The sequence below is a fragment of the Streptomyces sp. NBC_01428 genome, assembly GCF_036231965.1.
Taxonomy (GTDB): Bacteria; Actinomycetota; Actinomycetes; order Streptomycetales; family Streptomycetaceae; genus Streptomyces.
The window spans coordinates 7293365-7317625 of record NZ_CP109499.1; the positions used below are offsets into that span (position 1 = coordinate 7293365).

Genomic DNA, 24261 nt, shown 5'->3' on the forward strand with positions numbered 1-24261 from the left:
TTCACAGGATCCGATCCGGATAATGATCGTCCCCATGTCAGTGGCTCCCGGTAGTCTCGAAAGCACGATGACAGAGGACCTCTCACCGGCCGAGCGGTACGCGGCAGCACGCAGGCGCGCTGTCGAGCAGGCCACCGCACTCGCACCCTTCCGCGAGATGTACGACTTCGGTCTCGACCCCTTCCAGATCGAGGCCTGCCAGGCGCTCGAGGCGGGCAAGGGGGTGCTGGTGGCGGCGCCCACCGGCTCGGGCAAGACGATCGTCGGCGAGTTCGCCGTCCACCTCGCCCTCCAGCAGGGCAAGAAGTGCTTCTACACCACGCCGATCAAGGCGCTCTCCAACCAGAAGTACGCCGACCTGTGCCGTCGCTACGGCGCGGACAAGGTCGGCCTCCTCACCGGCGACAACAGCGTCAACTCCGAGGCACCGGTGGTCGTCATGACCACCGAGGTCCTGCGGAACATGCTGTACGCGGGATCGCAGACCCTCCTCGGGCTCGGATACGTGGTGATGGACGAGGTGCACTACCTCTCCGACCGCTTCCGGGGCGCCGTCTGGGAGGAAGTGATCATCCACCTCCCCGAGTCGGTGACCCTGGTGTCGCTCTCGGCGACCGTGTCGAACGCGGAGGAGTTCGGCGACTGGCTGGACACCGTCCGCGGTGACACCCAGGTGATCGTCTCCGAGCACCGGCCCGTCCCGCTGTTCCAGCACGTGCTGGCCGGACGCCGGATGTACGACCTGTTCGAGGAGGGCGAGGGCCAGAAGAAGGCCGTCAACCCGGACCTCACGCGCATGGCGCGCATGGAGGCGAGCCGCCCGTCGTACCAGGACCGCAAGCGCGGCCGGGCGATGCGCGAGGCCGACCGGGAGCGGGAGCGCCGACAGCGCTCGCGGATCTGGACCCCGGGCCGCCCCGAGGTCATCGAGCGGCTCGACTCCGAGGGCCTGCTCCCCGCCATCACCTTCATCTTCAGCCGCGCGGCCTGCGAGGCCGCCGTCCAGCAGTGCCTGCACGCGGGCCTCCGGCTGAACGACGACGCGGCGCGGGCGCGGGTCCGTGAGATCGTCGAGGAGCGCACCGCCTCCATCCCGGACGAGGACCTCCACGTCCTCGGCTACTACGAATGGCTGGAGGGCCTGGAGCGCGGCATCGCCGCCCACCACGCGGGCATGCTCCCCACCTTCAAGGAGGTCGTCGAGGAACTCTTCGTCCGCGGCCTGGTGAAGGCCGTCTTCGCGACGGAGACCCTCGCGCTCGGCATCAACATGCCCGCCCGCTCGGTCGTGCTGGAGAAGCTCGTCAAGTGGAACGGCGAGCAGCACGCCGACATCACCCCCGGCGAGTACACCCAGCTCACCGGCCGTGCCGGCCGGCGCGGCATCGACGTCGAGGGCCACGCGGTCGTGCTGTGGCAGCGCGGGTTCAGCCCCGAGCACCTCGCCGGCCTCGCGGGCACCCGCACGTATCCGCTGCGCTCCAGCTTCAAGCCGTCGTACAACATGGCCGTGAACCTGGTGGAGCAGTTCGGGCGGCATCGCTCGCGCGAGCTGCTGGAGACGTCCTTCGCGCAGTTCCAGGCCGACAAGTCGGTCGTCGGGATCTCCCGGCAGGTGCAGCGCAACGAGGAGGGTCTCGAGGGCTACAAGGAGTCCATGACCTGTCATCTCGGCGACTTCGACGAGTACATGGCGCTGCGCCGCGAGCTGAAGGACCGTGAGAGCGAGCTGGCCCGGCAGGGTGTCTCCCTGCGCCGCGCGGAGGCCGCCGTCGCCCTGGAGAAGCTGAAGCCGGGCGACGTGATCCACGTGCCGACCGGGAAGTACGCCGGGCTCGCGCTGGTCCTCGACCCCGGACTGCCCGCGGGCCGGTCGAACGGCCACCGGGGCTTCGAACAGCACGACGGCCCGCGCCCGTTGGTCCTCACCGCCGAGCGTCAGGTCAAGCGGCTCGCCTCGATGGACTTCCCCGTACCGGTCGAGGCCCTCGACCGCATGCGGATCCCCAAGTCGTTCAACGCGCGCTCGCCGCAGTCCCGTCGTGACCTGGCGTCCGCGCTGCGCACCAAGGCCGGGCACATCGTCCCGGACCGGCACCGCAAGAAGCGCGCCGAGGCGGCCGACGACCGGGAGATCGCCCGGCTCCGCACGGCGATCCGCGCGCATCCCTGCCACGGGTGCAACGACCGCGAGGACCATGCCCGTTGGGCGGAGCGTTACCACCGGCTGCAGCGCGACACCTCGCAGCTGGAGCGCCGGATCGAGGGCCGGACGAACACCATCGCCCGTACCTTCGACCGGATCGTCGCGCTGCTCACCGAGCTGGACTACCTGCGCGGTGACGAGGTCACCGAGCACGGCAAGCGGCTCGCCCGGCTGTACGGCGAACTCGACCTGCTGGCCAGCGAATGCCTGCGCGCCGGTGTCTGGGACGGTCTGAGCCCCGCCGAACTGGCCGCCTGCGTCTCGGCGTTGGTGTACGAGTCGCGGGTCGCCGACGACGCGATGGCGCCGAAGGTTCCGTCCGGCCAGGCCAAGGCCGCACTCGGCGAGATGGTCCGCATCTGGGGTCGTCTCGACGCGCTGGAGGAGGACTTCGGGATCAGCCAGACCGAGGGGGTCGGCCAGCGCGAGCCGGATCTCGGCTTCGCCTGGGCGGCCCACGAGTGGGCGTCCGGCAAGGGCCTCGACGAGGTGCTCCGCGAGGCCGAGATGCCCGCGGGCGACTTCGTGCGCTGGTGCAAGCAGGTCATCGACGTGCTCGGCCAGATCGCGGCCGCCGCCCCCGTCTCGGGCGGCGGGAACTCGACGGTCGCGAAGAACGCCCGCAAGGCGGTCGACGGCCTGCTGCGCGGAGTGGTCGCCTACTCGTCGGTGGGCTGAGGGTTCTCCCGGGTCCGGCGGTCGCGTCCCGCGGCCGCCGGACCTTTTTTGTACGGGGGATCAGGTCGTCCGGGGACCGGCCGCCCGGACGTCCGCGTCCGGCCGGCTCACGTACGCGCGCCATCCGCCGTACGCGGTGATGTCGGGCGCGCCCTCCAGCGCGCCGGGCTCGCACAGGAAGCCGGGGACGTGACCGCCGTCGGCCAGTTCGACGCTGCCCAGGGTCATCGGCCGGGGAAGCGCCGCGAGCAGGCGCCCGAGCCCCTCCGCCGGGAGGGACCACACCTCCGTCTCCACGGCGGCACCGCCCTCGCCGACGTGGACGAGCCCCGGCTTCGGCGGAGTGGTGGCCAGGGCGTGCAGCCGGTACACCGGCGCGGTCGTGGTCGTGCGGTCGAGGCGGGCGCCCAGCGACAGCAGCTGCGGGTTGAGCGGCTGGCCGGACAGATGCGCTCCCGACACGGCGAGGCGGGTCTCCGGTTCCAGGGACCGGGCGATCCGCGCGAGCCGCTCGTCGGTGAAGGCGGGGCCGATCAGCATCACGCCGAACGGGAGCCCTGCCGGCGTGCGTCCGGCCGGCACCGCGACGGCCGCCAGGTCGAAGAGGTTCGTGGAGTTGGTGAACCGGCCGAGGCGCGCGTTGCTGCCGAGAGGGTCGGCGGCGACCTCGGCGAGCGTGGGATGGCCGGGCGCGGTCGGCAGCAACAGGGCGTCGGCGTCGGCCAGTTCGGTGAGCGCCCGGGCCCGCAGGCCGGCCAGCCGTTCCTGGTCCGCGTAGAGCCGGTGGGCCGGGATGTCGCGGGCGCGGGAGATGATGCCGGCGACGGTCGGGTCGAGGCCGGTCCCACCCTCGGCCGTCAGTTTGTCGACAAAGCTCCCCACGGCCGTGTAGCGCTCGGCGACGAACGCGCCCTCGTAGAGCATCGCGGCGGCCTCGGTGAACGGAGTGAGGTCGAGGGTGCGCACCTCGGCCCCGGCGGCCACGAGCCGCTCGACGGCCTCCTCGTAGGCCTCCGCCCAGCCCTCATCCAGCTCGCCGAGCTGTGCCGTCGGCGGCACCGCGACGCGCCAGGGGCCCGGCGCGCGCTGTGCGAGGGGCGGCAGCGCGCGGGCGGAGGGGGAGGCGAGGTGGGCGAGGGCCTGTTCGGCCTCGGGGAGGGTCCGGGCGAACACGGTCACACAGTCCAGGGAGGCACAGGCCGGGACGACGCCCGTCGTGGGGACCAGGCCACGGGTCGGCTTCAGCCCGACGATGCCGTTGAACGCGGCGGGGACGCGGCCGGAGCCCGCGGTGTCCGTGCCGAGCGCGAGGTCGACGATGCCGAGGGCGACCGCCACCGCCGATCCCGAGCTGGAGCCGCCGCTGATCAGCGTCGGGTCCAGGGCGCCCCGGACCGCGCCGTAGGGGGAGCGGGTGCCGACCAGGCCGGTGGCGAACTGGTCGAGGTTCGTGGTCCCGAGGAGGACGGCGCCGGCCGCCCGGAGCCGTGCGACCGCGGGGGCGTCGGCCCCCGGCGTGTAGGCGTAGGACGGACAGCCCGCGGTGGTCGGCAGACCCGCCACATCGATGTTGCCCTTGGCGGCGAAGACCCTGCCCGCGAGCGGGAGACGCTCGCCCGCGGCGACGCGCGCGTCCACGGCCCGGGCCTCCTCCTCCACCTCGGGCCGAGGGCGCAGGGCGATCCAGACCTCGGGCCGGTCGACGGCCTCGATCCGGGCGTGGGCCGCGCGGACTCGGGCGAGAGCGGACATCGGAACTCCTTGTGCGGACTGAGGGCCGCGGTCCCGGGGCCGCGGCGGCCCCGGGACCCGGGGTGAACAGGGGACGGGCAGGATGTGTGCGGTGTTCGGCGGTTCGGCGGTTCGGGGCCTCAGGCGGCCGGGGTCGTCGCCGGCGCCAGGACGAGCAGCGCCGTGCCGGCCTCGACCTGGTCGCCCGGTGAGACGAGGATCCGCTCGACGACCGCGTCCGTCGGCGCGGGCACCCTCGACTCCATCTTCATGGCCTCCAGGGCGAGGAGCGGCTGCCCCGCCGTCACGCGGGCGCCCGGCTCCACGTTCACCTGCCAGACGGACGCGGCGAACTCCGCCTCGACCAGACGACCGCCCACGGGGACGTTGATGTCGGCGGCCGGGGACGCCGGTGCCGTCACGGCCTCCGCACGGGTGAACTCGCCGGCCGCCTCCCAGGCGTCGCGCTCCGCCGAGAAGGCGCCGCCCTGCCGGGACCGGAACTCCGCTATGGACGCCGCGTTCTCGACGAGGAAGGACTCGTACGCGGCCAGCGAGAAGGTGCCCTCCTCGATCCGCGGCACGAAGCGGCCGGAGATGATGTCGGCCCGCAGCTCCAGGAGTTCGTCCGCCTCGACCGGGTACCACTTGACGCGGTCGAAGAAGCGCAGCAGCCAGGGCGACCCCGGCTCGAACGCGCCGCGCTGCTGCCAGCCCGACCACACCTGGGTCGTCCGCCCGACGAACTGGTAGCCGCCGGGGCCCTCCATGCCGTACACGCACAGATAGGCGCCGCCGATGCCGACCGAGTTCTCCGCGGTCCAGGTGCGCGCCGGGTTGTACTTCGTGGTGACCAGGCGGTGGCGGGGGTCGAGCGGGGTGGCGACCGGGGCGCCGAGGTAGACGTCGCCCAGACCGAGGACGAGGTACTCCGCGTCGAAGACCGTGCGGTACACGTCGTCCACCGAGTCCAGGCCGTTCACCCGGCGGATGAACTCGATGTTCCACGGACACCAGGGCGCGTCGTCGCGCACGCCCGCCATGTAGCGGGCGATCGCCTCGCGGGTGGCCGGGTCGTCCCAGGAGAGCGGCAGATGGACCGTCCGGGAGGGGACGACGAGCTGGTCGCTCGGAGGGAGGGCGCGGACCGTCTCCCGTACCGCTTCCAGGAGTTGCCGCTGGGGGAGCCGGGCCGGGTCGGTGCGGATCTGGAGGGAGCGGATGCCCGGGGTCAGGTCGGCCACCCCGTCGAGGCCGGCCTCCGCCACCGCCTCCATCAGCGCGTGGACCCGCATGCGCAGCGCGAGGTCCAGCTGCATGGGCCCGAACTCGACCAGCAGGTTGTCGTCGCCGCTGCGGCGGTACGTCACGTCGCCGTCCCGCGCGAGCACCCCGCCGTCGACGATCGCGGGGCGCGGCGAACCGTCGTCGGCCAGTGGCCCGAACCGCACCGTGTCGCCGGGGCGGAGCTGGCCGAGCTTCCAGCGTTCCGTGCTGACCACGGTCGCCGGGCAGACGAAGCCGCCGAGGGAGGGGCCGTCCGGGCCGAGGAGCACCGGCATGTCCCCGGTGTAGTCGACCGCGCCGACCGAGTAGGGCGTGTCGTGGATGTTCGACGGGTGCAGTCCCGCCTCGCCGCCGTCGGTGCGGGCCCAGCGCGGCTTCGGTCCGACGAGCCGCACCCCGGTGCGGGCCGAGTTGAAGTGGACCTTCCAGTCGGCGGCGTAGAAGTCGTGGATGTCGTCCTCGGTGAAGAACTCCGGTGCCGCGTGCGGGCCTTCGAGGGCGCTGATCCGCCACACGTCCGTGAACACGGGCCGGTCGCCGGGCGGCACGGGCGTGCCCGCGCCGGTGACGGTCCCGCCGTGCAGCACGTCGCCGGTGCGCAGGGCCCGGCCGCCGTGGCCGCCGAACCGGCCGAGGGTGAAGGTGGCGGCGCTGCCGAGGAAGGCGGGCACGTCCAGGCCGCCGCCCGCGAACAGCACGTAGGTGCGCAGGCCGTGCCCCGTGGGTGCGCCGATCTCCAGGACCGATCCGGCCGGTACGGTCACCGGCTCCCAGCGGCCGACCTCCGTGCCGTCCACCGTGACCGGTGCGGGGGCCCCGGTGACGCACACCGTCGTCGTGCGGGTGAACCGCAACGCCGGTCCCTGCAGGGTGCATTCGAGGCCCGGCGCGCCGTCGGTGTTGCCGAGCGCCCGGTTGCCGAGCCGGAAGGAGAGGTCGTCCATCGGGCCGCAGGGCGGGACGCCGACCTGCCAGTAGCCGGTGCGGCCCGGCCAGTCCTGCACGGTGGTGAGCGTGCCGCCGGACACGACCTCGATCCGCGGGGTGGGGTCGCTCACGGCGGCCAGGGTCGCGGTGGAGTGGGCCGCCCGCCGGAAGGCAGGCTCGGCGAGCGCGGCCCGCACCAGCCCGAGGTTGGTCTCGATGCCGTCCACCCGGGTCCTGGCCAGCGCCTCGTCGAGCCGTTCCAGGGCGTGGGCGCGGTCGGTGCCGTACGCGACGACCTTGGCGAGCATCGGGTCGTACGAGGTGGTGACCTCCGTGCCGGCCTCGATCCAGCCGTCCACGCGGACACCGCCGGGGAACTCGACCCGTGTCAGCAGGCCCGCGCTCGGCCGGTGTTCACGGGAGGGGTCCTCGGCGTACAGCCGCGCCTCGACCGCGTGCCCGCGCGGTGCCCCCGGGTCCCGGACGACGGAGGACTCGCCGCGGGCCAGCCGCAGCATCCAGCCGACGAGGTCGACGCCGTAGATCTCCTCGGTGACCGGATGTTCCACCTGGAGCCGGGTGTTGACCTCCAGGAAGTAGGCCTCCTCGCGGGCGGCGTCGTACACGAACTCGACGGTGCCGGCCGAGCGGTAGTCCACCGAGGCGCACAACTCGCGTGCGGCGGTGGCAAGTCGTGTCCGCACCGCTTCGGGGAGGCCCGGCGCGGGTGCCTCCTCCAGGACCTTCTGGTTGCGGCGCTGGAGCGAGCAGTCGCGGTCGCCGAGGGTGACGACCCGGCCGAGGCCGTCGCCGAAGACCTGCACCTCGATGTGGCGCGCGTCCTCGACGAGGCGCTCCAGGAAGACCCCGGACGAGGAGAAGGAGGCCGCCGCGACCCGCTGGACCCGCTCCCAGGCCTCGGCCAGTTCGGCGTCCGAGCGACATGCCGACATACCGATTCCGCCGCCCCCGCCCGTGGCCTTGAGCATCACGGGATAGCCGATGCGTCCGGCGGCCTCCCGTGCCTCGGGGAGCCCGGCCAGCAGATCCGTGCCGGGGGCCAGCGGCACGCCCGCCGCCAGGGCCGCCGCCCGCGCCGTGTGCTTGGCGCCGAACAGTTCGAGCTGCTCCGGTGTCGGACCGACGAACACGATGCCGGCGTCCTCGCAGCGCCGCGCGAACGCCGCGTCCTCGGAGAGGAATCCGTACCCCGGGTGGATCGCCCCGGCCCCGGTGTCCTTGGCCGCCTTCAGGACGAGGTCGGCGTCGAGGTACGACTCCTTGGCGGGCGCGGGGCCGAGCCGTACGGCCTCGTCGGCGAGCCGGACGTGCGGGGCGGCGCGGTCCGCGTCAGAGTACACGGCGACCGTGCGCAGGCCGAGTTCGCGGGCGCTGCGGATGATCCGGACCGCGATCTCGCCCCGGTTGGCGACGAGCAGGGTGTCGAACGTCATGCCGGCGCTCCGATCGTCATCGCGACCGCGGTCGGTTCGAAGCCGTTGCACGGGTTGTTGATCTGGGGGCAGTTGGACACCAGGACGATCACGTCGCGCTCGGCGCGCAGCGTCAGCCGCAGCCCGGGGGCGGAGATGCCGTCGACGATGCCGAGGGTGCCGTCCTTCTCGACCGGCACGTTCATGTACCAGTTGATGTTCGAGACGAGGTCGCGCTTGCCGAGGCCGTACCGGGCGCCCTCCGCGAGGAAGTTCTCGACGCAGGCGTGCTGGGACCAGGTGTGGTGCCCGTACCGCAGGGTGTTCGACTCCTTGGAGCAGGCGCCGCCGACCGTGTCGTGCCGGCCGACCTCGTCGGCCGTGACGGTCATCAGCGGGGTGTGCTCGTTCGACATCAGGACACTGCCCGTGGTCAGGAAGATGCCGCCCTGCGCCTGGACGGTGTCGGGCGCGCTGTAGCGGACGGCGGTGTCCCCGGCGTCGTACACCAGGAAGTCGACGGCCTGGTTGCCGTGCAGGTCGGTGACGGTGAGCGTCTCGCCGGTGCGGACGACCGCCGACCAGGCGGCCCGGGCCGGGACGGTGACGTGGGTCATGCGAGCCCCCTCGTGGCATGGAATTCGGCGGTGTTGAGGAAGGCGCGGCGGCCCTCGGGCGTGGCCTCCCACAGCGGGTCGCCCGGAGCGGTCGCCGCGGAGCGCCAGGCCAGTACCTCCAGCGGGGTGCTCGTGTAGGCGGAGCGCGGGTCGGCCGGGTGCGGCACGTTCGCGACGAGCACGGTGAGGTCCTGTTCGGCGCGGAGGGTGACGCTCCCGCCGGGGCCGGCCGAGCCGGTGAAGTCCAGCGAGCCGTCCTCGCGCACCTCGACGCCCTGGAAGAAGGAGAGCGACGGGGGCAGGTCGCGGGGGCCGAGCCCGTTCTTGGCGGCGGCCAGTTTGAACAGCTCCCGTCCGGCCGGCGAGGCGGACTGTGGTGTCCCGTCCCCGTACCGCCGCGTGTTGCGTACGAGCGTGGAGGTACCGCACAGGGCGTCGTGTTGGCCGGAGGAGTCGCTGACCACCGAGGCCAGGACGCGGCCCTGGTCGGAGAGGAGGAGCCGTCCCTCGCCCAGATAGGCGTTCCACTGGACCTTGACGGTGTCCGCGACGTTCAGGCGCTCCCACGGCCGGTCCGCGACGTACAGCAGCAGATGCGCGCAGGCGTCGCCCACGAGGTCGGTCAGCCGCAGCTCCGTGCCCCGGGCCAGCACCTTGTGCGTGTAGCCGCCGCCCGCCACCGTCTCCGCCCACACCAGGTGGCCCGCCTCGCAGGGGGGCGCGGGCCAGTCGCCCGCGGGGACCACGGGCATGGCCTCGGCGCGGGTCCCCTCCTGGGCACGGGCGTGGTCGCGTGCTCCGTGCGTGGTCGCTGTCGCCATCGCGGGTCCTCCGGCTCCTGGGTCATTTCTGTCGCCCGACAGAAATTAGGGGCGGGGTGGGTCGGCGCCATGTCCCGTGTGTTGCCGCGCCGTTACCGGTCCCTCACGCGTCACGCCCGCGAAGGGCCGGTGCCCGGAGGGCCGTCTCGTGGGGTCGGTCGCGGGGATCCCGGCGCCCGGCCGGTGCGCGCCGTGTGTGCGAGGATCGAACGCATGGGAACGGACGGCGGGCGACGGGTCGGCAGGCCGCGCGCCGCGCAGCGGCCGGACAGCGGTCTCACGCCGCGTGCCGAACTGCTCGACGCGGCCGCCGAGTTGTTCACCACCCGGGGCTACGCCGCCACCACCACCCGCGCGGTCGCCGAACGGGCCGGTATGCGCCAGGCGTCCATGTACCACTACGTGTCCGGCAAGGAGGAGCTGCTCGCCGAGCTCCTGGAGTCCACGGTCACCCCCTCGCTGGCGCTCGCCCGCCGGCTCCTCGCCGAGGACGCGGAGCCCGCGGGGCGCAGGCTGTGGCGGCTGTGCCGCACCGACGTGGAACTGCTGTGCGGTGGTCCGCACAACCTCGGCGGCCTCTATCTGCTGCCCGAGGTGCGCGCCGAACGCTTCGCCGGGTTCCACGCCGTGCGCGCGGAACTGAAGGACACCTACCGCCAGTTGCTGGCGGCCACCCCGGCGGGCGGCGCGCTCGCCAAGAGCGACCTGGACCTGCGGACGGACCTCGTGTTCGGGCTGATCGAGGGCGTCATCCTCGTGCACCGCTCCGACCCGGACCGCCCCGTGTCCGCCTTCGCCGAGGCCACCGCCGACGCGGCGCTGCGCATCGCCGGAATCTGAGACTCCGAGCCCCCGTCACCCCTGCGAGCTGCGGTTCTCGTATGCCCGTACGCGGTCACGCACCGTGTGCGAATGGAGGCGCAGCGTGCAAATGGGGCTGAGCGTACTCCAGTCGCGAGGGCGATTTCAGGTGCTTGCTGAATATGACACAGCGATGATCCGGTCGGACTAAGCTCGCCCGCAGCGCACCGAGTTGAGATGTATTCGTGCGCTTGTTCCCAAAGGTTCCGAAGATTCAGTTTGATCCATGCCGATCCATGCCGTTTCCCCCACAAACATCCCCCACCCCCCAGCCGACCTGTCTCAGAGGGCATACATGGTGAGTGTTCAATCGCCTCCCGGTGGCCGTGAACTTCCCTACGCGCGGGTGCTGTTGCTGCCCGCGATACTGATGGCCGTGGCCACCGGCGCCGCAGTCGCCCTGGTGACGGAGCCGGCCCGGACCGCGGTCGCCCTGTGCGGCGGCTTCGCCACCCTGTTGGTCATCACGATCGGCGGTGAGGCCGTCCGCCGCGGCCGGGTCGCCCGGGAACTGCGGGCCGACTACGCACGCCGCATCGCATACCTGGAGCAGCGCATCGCCGCGCACGATCAGGAGATCGTGCACTTCACCGAGGAGATCGTCCCGCTCGCGCTCGACCGGCTGCACGGCGGGGACTCCCCCTCCGAGGTCGTGCGCACACTGGGCCGCGACGACCCCGGCCATCGCGAACTCCCCGACTCCCAGAAGAACCTGCTGAAGAAGCTCCTCAAGATCGTCGACACCGAGGAGTCGATGCGCGACGCCGCGCAGCGCTCCTTCGTCAACATCGCCCGGCGCGTGCAGGCCATCGTCCACCAGCAGAACAACGAACTCCGCGAGATGGAGGAGGACCACGGGCGCAACCCCGAGGTCTTCGACGACCTGCTGCGCATCGACCACGGCACCGCGCTGATCGGCCGGCTCGCCGACTCCATCGCCGTGCTCGGCGGCGGCCGCCCCGGACGCCAGTGGCCCGAGCCCGTACCGCTGTTCAGCGTGCTGCGCGGCGCGATGTCCCGCATCCTGGAGTACCGGCGCATCGAGCTGCACAACATCGTCGACGTCGCCGTCACGGGCGTCTCCGTCGAACCGCTCATCCACGCGCTGGCCGAACTCCTCGACAACGCCACCCGCTACTCGCCGCCGCACACCAAGGTGCACGTCACCGCCATCGAGGTGCAGACCGGCGTCGCCATCGAGATCGAGGACGGCGGCGTCAGCCTCAGCGACGAGTCCCGCGGCAAGATCGAGGAGCTCCTCCGGCTGGCCGCCGCGGGCGTCGACCCGAACGTGATGGGTCAGGCACCCCGCCTCGGGATGGCGGTCGTCGGCCGCCTCGCGCAGATGTACAGCATGCAGATCTCGCTGCGGCAGTCCGCGTACGGCGGTGTCCGCGCCGTCCTCGTCGCCCCGCGCGACATGCTCACCACCGACTTCGCGCCCGGTCTCGCGCACGGCATCGGAGCCACCTCCGTGACGGGCATCGACACCGGCGGGGTCGAGGCTCCCGCCCGCAAGCCCAAGAAGCGCCGTCCCACCACCGGACCCCGCGTCCCCTCGTCGAGCGGCGACCCCCGCGACCCCCGCGAGGACGACGTCCCGGTCGTCACCGAATGGGCGCCGAACGGCCTGCCGCAGCGCCGCAGCCGGGTCAAGGTGCCGCTCAGCCAGCGGATCGCCGAGGCGCGGGCCCTGGAGGCCGCGGAGGCCGCCGGCACCGGACCCTCATGGGCGCCCGCGCCCCGGCCGGAGCCGAAGGACGAACCCGAACCCGGCCTGTGGGTCGAGGCGTTCATGAACGGCCTCAAGGGCGACCCGGACCCGACCGCATCCAGCACGGACAACCAGCCGGCCCCTGCCGAGGGCGACGACGAGGGGGACCTCAAGTGATCCAGCAGCGAGCGAACTTCGACTGGATGCTCAAGGATCTCGCCGACGGGGTACCGGGCATCCAGCAGATCGTCGTGCTCTCCGCCGACGGACTGCGCATCGCCCGCTACGGCGGCGACCCGGACGCCGCCGACCGCGTCGCCGCCGCCTGCGCCGGCCTGCAGAGCCTCGCCGGAGCCGTCGCGGGCGAGATCCCCAACAGCGACGGCCGGATGCGCATGGTGATCATCGAGATCAACGGCGGCTACTTCTACCTGATGTCGGCGGGCCCCAACGCCTACCTCGCGGTGCTCGCCAACCAGACCGCGGAACCCGGCCTGATGAGCAACCGCATGCGCGACCTCGTCGTCCGCATCGGCGCCCATCTGACGAGCCCGCCGCGGCGCAACGGGCAGACCGTATGACTCCTCCGCAACGCCGGCGGCGCCAACCCGAGGAAGGGCCCCCCGAACCCGTCACGACGGACGTCCCCCTCGCGGGCCCCGAAGGCCCCGAGGGGGAAGGCCCCGAGGGGGAGGGCAGTGCGGGCAAACCGAAGAACCCCGAGCGCCTCTACGTGCTCACGGGCGGCGCCGAGCACGGCGACCGGGCCGAACTCGACCTCGTCACCCTCGTCGTGGCGCGCGCCGAGTCACCGCCCCCCGCCACGCAGCCCGAGCAGTCCGCCCTGCTGCGGCTGTGCAGGGCGCCTCTGTCCGTGGCCGAGATCTCGGCCTATCTCAACCTGCCGTTCAGCGTGGTGACCGTCCTGCTCACCGAGCTGCTGGCGGCAGAACTGGTGAAGGCGCGCGCCCCGATCGTCCGACAGGCGCTCCCCGACCGTTCCCTCCTCGAAGCGGTGATGCATGGACTTCAAAAGCTCTGACACCATCACGGGCCCTCGCGCCGAGGACCACCTCCCGCACACCACGCAGGCGGCGGTCAAGATCGTGATCGTGGGCGGCTTCGGAGTCGGCAAGACGACCATGGTGGGCTCCGTCAGCGAGATCAAGCCGCTGACGACCGAGGAGACCATGACGCAGGCCGGCATCGGAATCGACGACAACTACGGGTCCGAGACCAAGACGGCGACCACGGTGGCCATGGACTTCGGCCGGATCTCCATCACCGACCAGCTGGTGCTCTACCTGTTCGGCACCCCGGGCCAGGAACGCTTCTGGTTCCTGTGGAACGGCCTGTTCGAGGGAGCCCTCGGCGCCGTGGTGCTGATCGACACCCGCAGGCTGGAGGTCAGCTTCGACGTCATCGGCCGCCTGGAGGAACGCGGCGTGCCGTTCGTCGTCGCCATGAACGACTTCCCCGACGCGCCGCGGTACCCCGTCGAGGAACTGCGGGCCGCGCTCGACCTGCCCGACGAGATCCCGATCGTGAAGTGCGATGCCCGGCGCAGAGCGTCGAGCCGGGACACCCTGATGACGCTGATGCGGTTCCTGCACTCGCTGGCGATGACCTCGTCACCCGCCTGAGAACCGCACGCGACGGACCCCCGCACGACAACTCCCCTTCACAAGCTCTCATTTCAGCTTCGGAGCGATCATCGTGACGCCTGAATCCCCTTCCCCGACCGGCACCCAGGACCCCACGCTCGGCCCGCCGCCCGGCTGCCCCGCCCACGGCACCGGCCCGGGCGGGCTGCGCCGCCTCTACGGCCCCGAGGCGGAGGACCTCGGCGCCCTCTACGAGAAACTCCGCGCCGAACACGGCGCCGTCGCCCCCGTACTGCTCCACAACGACGTGCCGATCTGGGTCGTCCTCGGGCACGGCGAGAACCTCCACATGGTCAGCACGCCCTCGCACTTCGCCCGTGACAGCCGGCTCTGGACGGCCGTCCAGGACGGCACCGCGGGCAATGACCATCCGCTGGCCCCCCACATCGCCTGGCAGCCCATCTGCTCCCACGTCGAGGGCGACGAACACCTGCGGCTGCGCGGAGCCGTCACCGGCGCCATGTCCACCATCGACTTCCGCAGCCTGCGCCGCTACATCAACCGCGCCACCCAGCGCCTGGTCAACGAGTTCTGCGAGCTCGGCGAGGCCGACCTGGTCGGACAGTTCGCCGAGCACCTGCCGATGTCCGTGCTCTGCGAGATCATCGGCATGCCCGAGGACTACAACGACCGTATGGTGCAGGCCACCCGCGACCTGCTCAAGGGCACCGACACCGCCATCGCCAGCAACGAGTACGTGATGGGCGTCCTCACCCAGCACACCGCACGGCGCCGCGCGATGCCCGAGGACGACTTCACCAGCCACCTCATCAACCACCCCGCCGGGCTCACCGACGACGAGGTCGCCCAGCACCTTCGCCTCGTCCTCCTCGCCGCCTACGAGGCCACCGCCAACCTCATCGCCAACGTGCTGCGCATGGTCCTCACCGACCCGCGCTTCCGCGCCCAGCTCAACGGCGGGCAGATGACGGTGCCCGAGGCCGTCGAGCAGTCCCTGTGGAACGAACCGCCGTTCAGCGCCGTCCTCGGCTACTTCGCGAAGCAGGAGACGGAACTGGGCGGTCAGCGCATCCGCAAGGGCGACGGACTCCTCTTCGGGATCGCGCCGGGCAACGTCGACCCCCGCGTCCGCCCCGACCTGGCCGCCAACATGCAGGGCAACCGCTCCCACCTCGCCTTCGGCGGCGGGCCCCACGAGTGCCCCGGCCAGGACATCGGCCGCGCCATCGCCGACGTCGGCGTCGACGCGCTGCTGCTCCGCCTGCCGGACGTCGAACTCGACGGCCCCGAGAGCGACCTGCGCTGGCGCGGGTCCATGTCGTCACGCCACCTCGTGGACCTGCCCGTACGGTTCCAGCCCCGGCCGCCGCAGGACGTCATGCAGCGGCCCTCGGTCCGCGCGCTGCCCGTCCAGCGGCCCGGCTGGCAGGTCACCAGCGAGGGCGCGGCGCCGGCCGCGCCCGCACCGCACCCGACACCCGCCCCGCCGCTCCGGGCACCCGAGCCCGCCCACCGGCTCGGCGCCTGGCAGCGTCTCGTGCGCTGGTGGCGCGGCTACTGATCCGGGGCCGGGCCCGCCGACCAGATGTCGTACGCCGGCCATGCCTCCAACTCCCGCCCACTGACGAACCGATGGGCCCGTCCGGTGACCGGATCGGTGAACTCCAGCTTCCGCGCCAGCAGTTGCAGCGGACGCCGGAAGTCGCCGGCCGGCACCGGCCCGGTCACCTCCGGGTAGAGCGGATCGCCGAGCAGCGGCACGCCCAACGCCGTCATGTGGACGCGGAGTTGGTGGGTCTGCCCGGTGCTCGGCGTGAGCCGGTAACGCCCGAGTCCGCCCCGGTGCTCCGTCAGTTCCACCCGGGTGACGGCGTTCGGCTCGCCCGCCACCTCGCAGGCGGCCATCACGCCGCGCTCCTTGAGGATGCGGCTGCGCACCGTGCGAGGGAGGACGAGACCGGGATCGTACGGAGCCACGGCCTCGTACTCCTTGGCGATCAGCCGGTCCCGGAACAGCGACTGGTAGGCGCCGCGTTCCCCGTGCAGCACGGTGAACAGCACCAGGCCGGCGGTCAGCCGGTCCAGACGGTGCGCCGCGCCCAGCTCCGGCAGGTCCAGCTCCCGCCGCAGCCGCGCCAGGGCGGTCTCGGCCACATGGCTGCCGCGCGGGGTGGTGGCGAGGAAGTGCGGCTTGTCGGCGACCACGATGTGCTCGTCGCGGTACACCACCTCCACCGGGAACGGCACCCGCTCCTCGTCCGGCAGCTCCCGGTGGAACCACACGAACATCCCCGGCACGTAGGCCGTCGTGGCCGTCACCGGCCGACCGCCCTCGCCGACGAACAGCCCGTCGCCGAGCATCGCGTCGACGACCCCGTCCCCGGCCGCGAGCCGCTCCACCAGGTGCTCCCGCACGGTGGCCCAGCTCCCCTCCCGCGGCAGCCTGATCCGCACGGGGTCGACCCCGTGGCGCTGCGGGAGGGGAGAGGGCGGGATCCGGGGCTTGCGTCTCACCTGGTCAAGGGTACGAGGCCGGGACGGCCGCGGTCGCCTCCGGTGCCGCCGCCCGCTTCCGGTACGCGCGGTACGCCGCACCCGCGACCAGGGTGACGCCGAGGAAGAGCAGGGTGAACCACTGGAAGTACCAGTGCCCGCCCGCCGGGTCGTACACCGTGGCGCGCGGCCAGGCGAGGTTGACGGTCATGAAGAGGCCGTAGACGAGGGCGAGCGCGTTGACCGGGACGCCCCAGCGGCCGAGCGAGAAGAGCGGGGCGCCCGTCTCGTCCGTGCCGTCGGCGGTGAACTGTCCGCGCAGCCTGCGCACCAGCAGGGGACCGGTGACCATCGCGTAGGCGAGGTACAGCATCACGATGCAGGTGGTGCCGATGGCGAGGAACGCGTCCGGCGAGGCGAAGTTCAGGAGGAGCAGCGCGGCCGCGAGGACGCCGACGACCAGGGCGGGCGCGCTCGGCATGCCGGTGCGCGCGTCGACCTTCGCGAGCCGCCCCGAGAAGGGGAGCTGCCGGTCGCGCGCCATCGAGAACAGCATCCGGCAGGCGGCGGTCTGGATCGCCAGGGTGGCCACCGCGACGGCCACCACCACGTCGGCGAGCAGCGCGCGGCCCACGCCGTCGCCCAGGCTGCTCGTGAGGACGTAGCTGAGACCGTCGACGCCGAGGCGTCCGTCGGTGAGGCTCGGGGCGGCGAGCAGCCCGCCGAGCACGATCAGCCCGCCGAGCAGGCCGGCCGCGCCGAGGGCGGTGAGGATCGTACGGGGCGCGGTGCGGCGGGGGTTGTGGGTCTCCTCGCTCATCTCACCGGCGCTGTCGAAGCCGATCATCACGTACGCGGCCATGAACGAGCCCACCATCAGCGCGCCGAGCAGCCCCGTCCCGCCCGCGCCGGTGTGGAAGGTGATGCCGGGGGAGCGCTCGGAGTGGGTGAGCAGCAGCACGATGATGAGGACGGCGCCGATGATCTCGGCGGTGACGCCGATCCGGTTGACCAGCGACATCACGCGGTTGTCGAGGACGTTGACCAGGGTGGTGAGGACGAGCAGGACGACGCCGAGCACCGCCGCGTTGGCCGCTCCGTCCGGGCTCGTCGGGGCGGGGTCGTCGCCCACGAGCTGGAAGCCGGACCAGATCGCGGGCAGCACCATCTGCAGCGCGAGCGCCGCGGCGGCGACCACCACGACCTGGCCGATCACCATGATCCAGCCCGCGAACCAGCCGAAGGAGAGGTTCGACAGGCGCGAGGACCACTGGTAGATCGCGCCGGAGATCGGGTAGCGCGCGGCCAGTTCGGCGAAGCAGGCCGCCACCGCGAGCTGTCCGATCAGGACGGCCGGCCAGGTCCAGAAGAAGACGGGACCGCCGAAGGCGTAGCCGAACGCGAAGAACTGGAAGACCGTCGTGAGGACGGAGATGAAGGAGAAACCGGCGGCGAACGAGGCGTACCGGCCGAGGCTGCGGTGCAGCTCCTGGCGGTAGCCGAACGCGTTCAGGGAGCGGTCGTCGGGGGACTGCGGCGGATCGGGGCGTACGTCGGTGGGAGCGGTGGTGGTCACGGCGGCACCTGCCTTCGGCGCGGAAGGGCGAACGGGATTCCTGTCGGGTGACAGAAATTAGGGAGGCCCTGTTTCGCTCGCGTGACGCGGCCGTGTCGGCGACGGGCCGAAGTCCTCACGGGACCGCCGGGGGTCGGAGTCGCCCGGCGCCCGCGCCCGTGGCCGTGCGTGAGGCGGCTGCGGCCCGCAGCCGGGTGCGCGGTATGGCGCGACGTCAACTCCCCGCGGGGGAGCGCCGATTCACCGCTTCCGCTGGGTCGTCGCGGGGGCCGGACCGGCCCCCGCACATACGTCAGGAGGCGGCCCGCGTCGCGGTCGCCGCCTCCTGGGTGCTGCCTGCCGGGGTGCCGGGTGTCAGGCCGAGGTCTCCTGCTCCGCCTCCACCTGGGCGTTCCACTCCCGCTTCGACGCCTGCCAGCCGTCCTCGTTGTGGCCGAGGCGCCAGTAGCCGGAGATGGACAGGTCGTCGCGCGGGATCTCCCGCTCGACGCGCAGCAGTTTGCGCAGTTCCTTGACGAAGCCCGCCTCGCCGTGGACGAACGCGTGCACCCGGCCCGCCGGGAACTCCAGCCCGCGTACGGCCTCCACCAGGGCCCTGCCCACCGGCCGGTCCCCGCGGTGCAGCCAGACGACGTCCACGTCGGAGTCGATCTTCTGCTCCTCCTCGGGGTCCGAGACCTCGACGAAGGCGCGGACGACGGAGCCGTCGGGCAGCGACTCCAGTGCGGCGGCGATGGCCGGCAGCGCGCTCTCGTCACCGGCGAGCAGATGCCAGTCGGCCTCGGTGTCCGGCGCGTAGGCGCCACCGGGGCCCATGAAATGGACGACCTCGCCCGGCTGCACCTTCAACGCCCAGGGTCCGGCGAGTCCTTCGTCGCCGTGCACCACGAAGTCCAGGGTCAGCTCGCGCACCGCGGGGTCCCAGGCGCGCACGGTGTACGTGCGGGTCACCGGCCAGTGCTCGCGGGGGAACTCCTCGCGGATGCGCTGCGGGTCGAAGGGCTCCGGATAGGTCACGCCCTCGGCGCCGAAGAGCAGCTTCACGTAATGGTCCGTGCTGGTGCCCGTGGCGAAGTCGGCGAGGCCCTCGCCGCCCAGCACGACCCGCTGCATGTGCGGGGTCAGCCGCTCGGTGCGGACGACCGTCGCGGAGTGCGGCTTCCTGGGCTTGCGTTCCGGGCGCTCTGCCATGACTGCCTCCTGGTCAACATAGTTAGGCTTACCTAAGTTAGCACTCCCACCCTGGTGGCACCTATGCGTGAGCGCCACCAGTTATGCCGGAAGGGTTCCGCTATGTCTCCAGTGTGGCAAGGAGCCGGTTCAGCGATCCACCCAGACCCCAGCGCGCCGCGAGTTCGTCCAGCGCCGCGGGGTCGCGCGGGGCGCGGGGCAGTGCGGTGTCGACCTCGGGCAGCGGGACGTCGCCTGCCACCGTGACCACGGTGGGCGCCACGGCGACGTAGGGCCGCGACTCCGTGAGGCGTTTGCGCTGCGAAGGGGTCAGCTTCGCCTTCGGGTCGTCGACCGCGGCCATGATCCCGGCCAGGTCACCGAACTCCGCGAGCAGTTTCGCCGCCGTCTTCTCGCCGATCCCCGGCACCCCGGGCAGTCCGTCGCTCGGGTCGCCGCGCAGCGTCGCCAGATCCGCGTACCCCGCGCCGTCCACGCCGTACTTCTCGCGCAGCCAGGCCTCGTCCGTGAGCTGGAGCGTGCCGACGCCCTTGAGGGGATACAGGACGCGCACCCCCCGCTTGTCGTCCACGAGCTGATACAGGTCCCGGTCGCCGGTGACGATGTCGACCGGGCCGGTGGCGCGCCCGGTGAACGTGCCGATCACGTCGTCCGCCTCGTACCCCGCGACGCCCACGCGGGCGATGCCCAGCGCGTCCAGGACGTCCTCGATGACGGGCACCTGCGGCGAGAGGGTGTCCGGCACCTCCTCCTCGTCCGGGCCGGTCTCGGTCTCGACCGCCACCCGGTGCGCCTTGTACGACGGGATCAGGTCGACCCGCCACTGCGGACGCCAGTCCGCGTCCATGCAGGCCACCAGGTCGTCGGGGTGATGGTCCCTGACCAGGCGGTCGATGAACTCCAGCAGCCCGCGCACGGCGTTCACCGGTGTGCCGTCCGGGGCCCGCACGGATTCCGGCACGCCGAAGTAGGCGCGGAAGTACAGCGAGGCGGTGTCGAGGAGCATGAGTCGTCGAGTCTGCTGTGTCACGAACCGCATCATGCCGTACGCCACTGACAGTGACCTGGACCACTCCTGTGTTTGCTTTGTGTAAGCGTGGGCAGGCGCGGCCTCTGAGCGGCTCGGTTGTTCATTCAACCGTCACCAGTTGTCGGGAACGCCGTGGGTGTTCGTTCAGCCCGTTCCCCTGTCCGACCGAGAGGCACCACGTGTCATCCAGGCTTGAGGCCGACCATCTGTACAAGGTGTTCGGAAGACGACCAGAAGCGGCCGTGGAGCGGCTCCGTGACGGAGTCGACCGTGAGGAACTGCGCGCCGACGGCACCACCGCCGCCGTGATCGACGCGTCCTTCACCGTCGAGCCGGGCCAGATCTTCGTCGTCATGGGCCTGTCCGGATCCGGCAAGTCCACGCTGCTGCGCATGCTCAACGGACTGCTGGAGCCCACCGCCGGGCACGTGCGCTTCGACGGCCAGGACCTGACCGGACTGAGCGCCCGCGACCTGCGCGAGGTCCGCTCCCGCAAGATCAGCATGGTCTTCCAGCACTTCGCGCTGTTCCCGCACCGCAGCGTGCTGGAGAACGCGGCCTACGGCCTGGAGGTCCAGGGCGTCCCGGCCGCCGAGCGCAAGGAGCGGGCGACCAAGGCCCTCGAACTGGCCGGCCTCGCCGGCTGGGAGAAGTCCTGGCCCGACGAGCTGTCCGGCGGTATGCAGCAGCGCGTGGGTCTCGCCCGCGCGCTCGCCACCGACGCCGACCTGCTGCTCATGGACGAGTCGTTCAGCGCCCTCGACCCGCTGATCCGCCGCGACATGCAGGACCAGCTGATCGAGCTCCAGAAGAAGCTGAAGAAGACCATCGTCTTCATCACCCACGACCTGAACGAGGCCATGCGCCTGGGCGACCGGATCGCCGTCATGCGCGACGGCCGCATCGTCCAGATAGGCAGCGCCGAGGACATCCTCGTGCGCCCCGCCGACGACTACGTCGCCTCCTTCACCCAGGACGTCGACCGCTCGCGTGTACTGACCGCGGGCGCCGTCATGGACACCGCGATACGCGGCGACGAGGCCGACTGCGCCTGCGAGACCGCCGCGCCGGACACCTCCTTCGTGGACCTCTGCGCGATCAGCGCCCGCCTCACCCACCCGGTCGCGGTCGTCGACAAGAAGCACACCCTCGTCGGGGTCGTCCCCCGGCAGCGCCTCGTCGGCTTCCTCGGCGACGAGCAGGGCACGCCCGAGCCGTGTCCCAGCCCGCGGAACGAGGAGGTGAAGGCCGGTGCCTAGGATCCCCTTCGGCGACTGGGTCAACGACGCGGTCGACTGGCTGCTGAACCACATGGCGTGGCTCTTCGACTTCCTCAAGACCGTCTTCTCCGGCACCTACGACGGCATCGACGCCGTCCTCCAGGCGCCCCAGCCCCTCCTCCTCGCCGGCATCTTCGCCGTCATCGCCTTCTGGCTGCGCGGCACCTCGGCCGGTGTCCTCACCTTCGTGGGCTTCGCCTTCATCGACTCCCTCGAACTGTGGGAGGACGCGATGGTGACCCTCTCGCTGGTCCTCGTCGCGACACTCATCGCGCTCGTCATCTCGGTGCCCGTCGGCATCTGGGCGGCCCGCTCCGACCGGGTCAGCGGCATCGTCCGGCCCGTGCTCGACTTCATGCAGACGCTGCCCGCGATGATCTACCTCATCCCGGCGATCCTGTTCTTCGGCACCGGTGCCCCCGCCGGCATCGTCGCCACCCTGATCTTCGCGCTGGCCCCCGGTGTCCGCATGACCGAGCTGGGCATCCGGCAGGTCGACAAGGAACTGGTCGAGGCCGCCGACGCGTTCGGCACCACCCCGCGCAACACCCTGCTGCGCATCCAGCTTCCGCTGGCGCTCCCCACCGTCATGGCGGGCGTCAACCAGGTCATCATGCTCGGCCTGTCCATGGCCGCCATCGCGGGCATGGTCGGCACCGGCGGTCTCGGCGGCGACGTCAACGAGGCCATCGGCCAGCTGAACGTCGGCCTCGGCTCCGAAGCCGGCGTCGCCATCGTCATCCTCGCCATCTACCTCGACCGCATGACCAGCGCGCTGGGCACCCAGGTCTCCCCGCTCGGCCGTCGCGCCGCCGCCAAGGCGCGCGCCGCACAGGGCCTGAAGATCTGGTCGTACCGCCCGCGTCCCGTCGTGGCCATGGCGGGTGTCGTCGTCCTCGCCCTCGTCGCGGGCGGCATGGGTGTCTTCGGCGGCACGGGCACGACCTCCACCGCCGCCGACGGCGAGAACGTCGGCCAGGGCAAGAAGGTCACCATCGGCTACATCCCCTGGGACGAGGGCGTCGCCTCCACCTTCCTCTGGAAGGAGATCCTGGAGGAGCGCGGCTACCAGGTCGACGTCAAGCAGTTCGACGCCGGCCCGCTCTACACCTCGCTCGCCCAGGGCGACGTCGACTTCGAGACCGACTCCTGGCTGCCGACCACGCACGCGCAGTACTGGAAGAAGTACGGCAAGCAGCTCGACGACCTGGGCTCCTGGTACGGCCCGACGTCCCTGGAGCTGTCGGTGCCCGCCTACATGAAGGGCATCGACTCCCTGGAGGACCTCAAGGGCAAGTCCGGCACCTTCGGCGGCAAGATCACCGGCATCGAGTCCAGCGCCGGAATGATGGGCCTGCTCAAGACCAAGGTCCTCAAGGCGTACGGCCTCGACAAGGAGTACAAGGTCGTCGACAGCTCCACGCCGGCGATGCTGGCCGAGCTGAAGCGCGACTACGCCGCGAAGAAGCCGATCGTCGCCACCCTCTGGTCGCCGCACTGGGCCTACAGCGACTACAAGCTGAAGAAGCTCAAGGACCCGAAGGGCGCCTGGGGCAAGGGCGACGGCGTGCACACGCTGTCCCGCAAGGGCTTCGCCAAGGACAACCCGGTCGTCGGCCAGTGGCTGAAGAACTTCAAGATGACCGAGAAGCAGCTCACCGACCTCGAGGCCGAGATCAACAAGGTCGGCAAGGGCAAGCAGCAGGACGCCGTACGCGCCTGGCTGAAGAAGAACCCCGGCGTCGTCGACAAGCTGGCCCCGGTCAAGAACGCTTCCGCCGCGGCCCCGGCCGAGGCCAAGCGCGCCGTGGACGTCGCCTGGTTCCCCTGGGACGAGGACGTCGCCGTCACCTACCTCTGGAAGAACGTGCTGGCCCGTCGCGGCTACACGCTCAACCTCAAGCAGATGGACGTCGGCCCCGTGTACACCGGCCTGGCCTCCGGCGACCTCGACCTCAACTTCGACGCCTGGCTGCCGTACGCCCAGTCCAACTACTGGAACCAGCACAAGAACGACCTCAAGGACCTCGGCACCTGGTACAAGCCGACCTCCCTGGAGATCGCGGTGCCCTCGTACGTGAAGGACGTCAAGTCCCTCGCCGACCTCAAGGGCAAGTCGAAGACCTTCGGCGGGAAGATCATCGGGATCGAGCCGGGCACCGGTGAGATGAACCTCCTGAAGAAGAAGGTCCTTCCGGGCTACGGCCTCGACAAGGAGTACAAGGTCGTCGACGGCTCGACGCCCGCGATGCTCGCCGAGCTGAAGCGCGCGTACGCCAAGAAGGAGCCGATCGCGGTCGTGCTGTGGTCGCCGCACTGGGCCTACAGCGAGTACAAGCTCACCAAGCTCGCCGACGACAAGAAGCTGTTCGGCGAGGGCAACACGATCCGCACCATCTCCAGCAAGAAGTTCCCGGGCCAGTACCCGAAGCTCACCGAGTGGATCAAGAACTTCAGGATGAGCGAGGCCGAACTCGGCAGCCTGGAGAGCGAGATCAAGCAGCGCGGCCAGGGGCACGAGGAGGACGCCGTGTCCGCCTGGCTCAAGGAGCACCCGGACATGGTGCAGCGGATGACTCCGCAGTAGTCGCCGAGCGGTTCACCCCCAAGGGTGGTGGACGGTTCACTCCGAGGGGTGGTCCTCGTCGTACGGGTCCTTTGACCCGTGGGGCGGGGGCCACCCCTCGTCGTGGTCCCGTCGCCCGTCTCCGCCCGTCCGGGCCGCCGCGGGTCCGCACGTGCGGACGACACGGCCCGTGATGCCGTACTGACGTACGGGAGGGATCCGGAC

General features: G+C 71.6%; 17 protein-coding genes. 9 read left to right on the plus strand and 8 right to left on the minus strand.

The annotated features are described in order from the left end of the window. The first annotated feature begins 22 nt into the window (after positions 1-22). Positions 23-2884: a DEAD/DEAH box helicase gene (locus OG406_RS31610; protein WP_267050316.1), complete on the plus strand. Its 2862-nt coding sequence runs from the start codon at positions 23-25 to the stop codon at positions 2882-2884. A gap of 60 nt (positions 2885-2944) precedes the next feature. On the opposite strand, the gene atzF is transcribed toward OG406_RS31610, so the two are convergent. The 4 genes from atzF to OG406_RS31630 form a co-directional block, all read right to left on the minus strand. Then, on the minus strand, positions 2945-4636 hold the full coding sequence (gene atzF / locus OG406_RS31615; protein ID WP_329189018.1) for an allophanate hydrolase: 1692 nt from the start codon (positions 4634-4636) through the stop codon (positions 2945-2947). A gap of 119 nt (positions 4637-4755) precedes the next feature. Next, positions 4756-8283 carry a 5-oxoprolinase/urea amidolyase family protein gene (locus tag OG406_RS31620; RefSeq protein WP_329189019.1) on the minus strand — a complete coding sequence of 1176 codons (3528 nt, stop codon included), beginning with the start codon at positions 8281-8283 and terminating at the stop codon, positions 4756-4758. Then, positions 8280-8879, minus strand: coding sequence for an urea amidolyase associated protein UAAP2 (locus OG406_RS31625; RefSeq protein WP_266612323.1), 600 nt, complete (start codon positions 8877-8879; stop codon positions 8280-8282). Before OG406_RS31625 ends, OG406_RS31620 begins: the two co-directional genes overlap by 4 nt. Next, positions 8876-9700, minus strand: coding sequence for an urea amidolyase associated protein UAAP1 (locus OG406_RS31630; RefSeq protein WP_329189022.1), 825 nt, complete (start codon positions 9698-9700; stop codon positions 8876-8878). The genes OG406_RS31625 and OG406_RS31630 overlap by 4 nt, the downstream gene beginning before the upstream one ends. A gap of 213 nt (positions 9701-9913) precedes the next feature. Between OG406_RS31630 and OG406_RS31635 the strand changes: the two genes are divergently transcribed. The 6 genes from OG406_RS31635 to OG406_RS31660 all read left to right on the plus strand — a co-directional run bounded on the left by OG406_RS31635 (position 9914) and on the right by OG406_RS31660 (position 15461). After that, a complete protein-coding gene (locus tag OG406_RS31635) occupies positions 9914-10540 on the plus strand; it encodes a TetR/AcrR family transcriptional regulator (RefSeq protein WP_327410200.1) in 627 nt (208 codons plus the stop codon). 316 nt (positions 10541-10856) lie between these two features. After that, entirely contained in the window at positions 10857-12452 is a 1596-nt protein-coding gene (locus OG406_RS31640; RefSeq protein ID WP_329189024.1) for a sensor histidine kinase, read from the plus strand. Beyond that, a complete protein-coding gene (locus OG406_RS31645) occupies positions 12449-12856 on the plus strand; it encodes a roadblock/LC7 domain-containing protein (protein WP_266854551.1) in 408 nt (135 codons plus the stop codon). The genes OG406_RS31640 and OG406_RS31645 overlap by 4 nt, the downstream gene beginning before the upstream one ends. Continuing rightward, on the plus strand, positions 12853-13317 hold the full coding sequence (locus OG406_RS31650) for a DUF742 domain-containing protein (RefSeq protein ID WP_326843549.1): 465 nt from the start codon (positions 12853-12855) through the stop codon (positions 13315-13317). The genes OG406_RS31645 and OG406_RS31650 overlap by 4 nt, the downstream gene beginning before the upstream one ends. Further along, complete coding sequence (locus OG406_RS31655) at positions 13298-13918, plus strand: GTP-binding protein (RefSeq protein WP_081223468.1); 621 nt, start codon at positions 13298-13300, stop codon at positions 13916-13918. Before OG406_RS31650 ends, OG406_RS31655 begins: the two co-directional genes overlap by 20 nt. 73 nt (positions 13919-13991) lie before the next feature. Continuing rightward, positions 13992-15461, plus strand: a complete 1470-nt coding sequence (locus OG406_RS31660; protein WP_329189027.1) for a cytochrome P450 — start codon at positions 13992-13994, stop codon at positions 15459-15461. Here OG406_RS31660 and OG406_RS31665 read toward each other — a convergent pair. The 4 genes from OG406_RS31665 to OG406_RS31680 form a co-directional block, all read right to left on the minus strand. After that, on the minus strand, positions 15455-16414 hold the full coding sequence (locus OG406_RS31665; RefSeq protein WP_329189029.1) for an RluA family pseudouridine synthase: 960 nt from the start codon (positions 16412-16414) through the stop codon (positions 15455-15457). The genes OG406_RS31660 and OG406_RS31665 overlap by 7 nt on opposite strands. A gap of 4 nt (positions 16415-16418) precedes the next feature. Further along, positions 16419-17969 carry an amino acid permease gene (locus OG406_RS31670; protein ID WP_329189031.1) on the minus strand — a complete coding sequence of 517 codons (1551 nt, stop codon included), beginning with the start codon at positions 17967-17969 and terminating at the stop codon, positions 16419-16421. Positions 17970-18323: 354 nt separating this feature from the next. After that, positions 18324-19160 carry a siderophore-interacting protein gene (locus OG406_RS31675; protein WP_164372459.1) on the minus strand — a complete coding sequence of 279 codons (837 nt, stop codon included), beginning with the start codon at positions 19158-19160 and terminating at the stop codon, positions 18324-18326. A gap of 100 nt (positions 19161-19260) precedes the next feature. Then, positions 19261-20199 carry a 5'-3' exonuclease gene (locus OG406_RS31680; RefSeq protein WP_239155365.1) on the minus strand — a complete coding sequence of 313 codons (939 nt, stop codon included), beginning with the start codon at positions 20197-20199 and terminating at the stop codon, positions 19261-19263. 170 nt (positions 20200-20369) lie between these two features. On the opposite strand from OG406_RS31680, the gene OG406_RS31685 reads away from it, so the two are divergent. Further along, on the plus strand, positions 20370-21449 hold the full coding sequence (locus OG406_RS31685; protein ID WP_164372457.1) for a quaternary amine ABC transporter ATP-binding protein: 1080 nt from the start codon (positions 20370-20372) through the stop codon (positions 21447-21449). Continuing rightward, positions 21442-24057 (plus strand): ABC transporter permease/substrate binding protein, encoded by a 2616-nt coding sequence (locus OG406_RS31690; RefSeq protein ID WP_267050310.1) that lies wholly within the window; start codon positions 21442-21444, stop codon positions 24055-24057. Before OG406_RS31685 ends, OG406_RS31690 begins: the two co-directional genes overlap by 8 nt. The last annotated feature ends 204 nt before the right edge of the window (positions 24058-24261 follow it).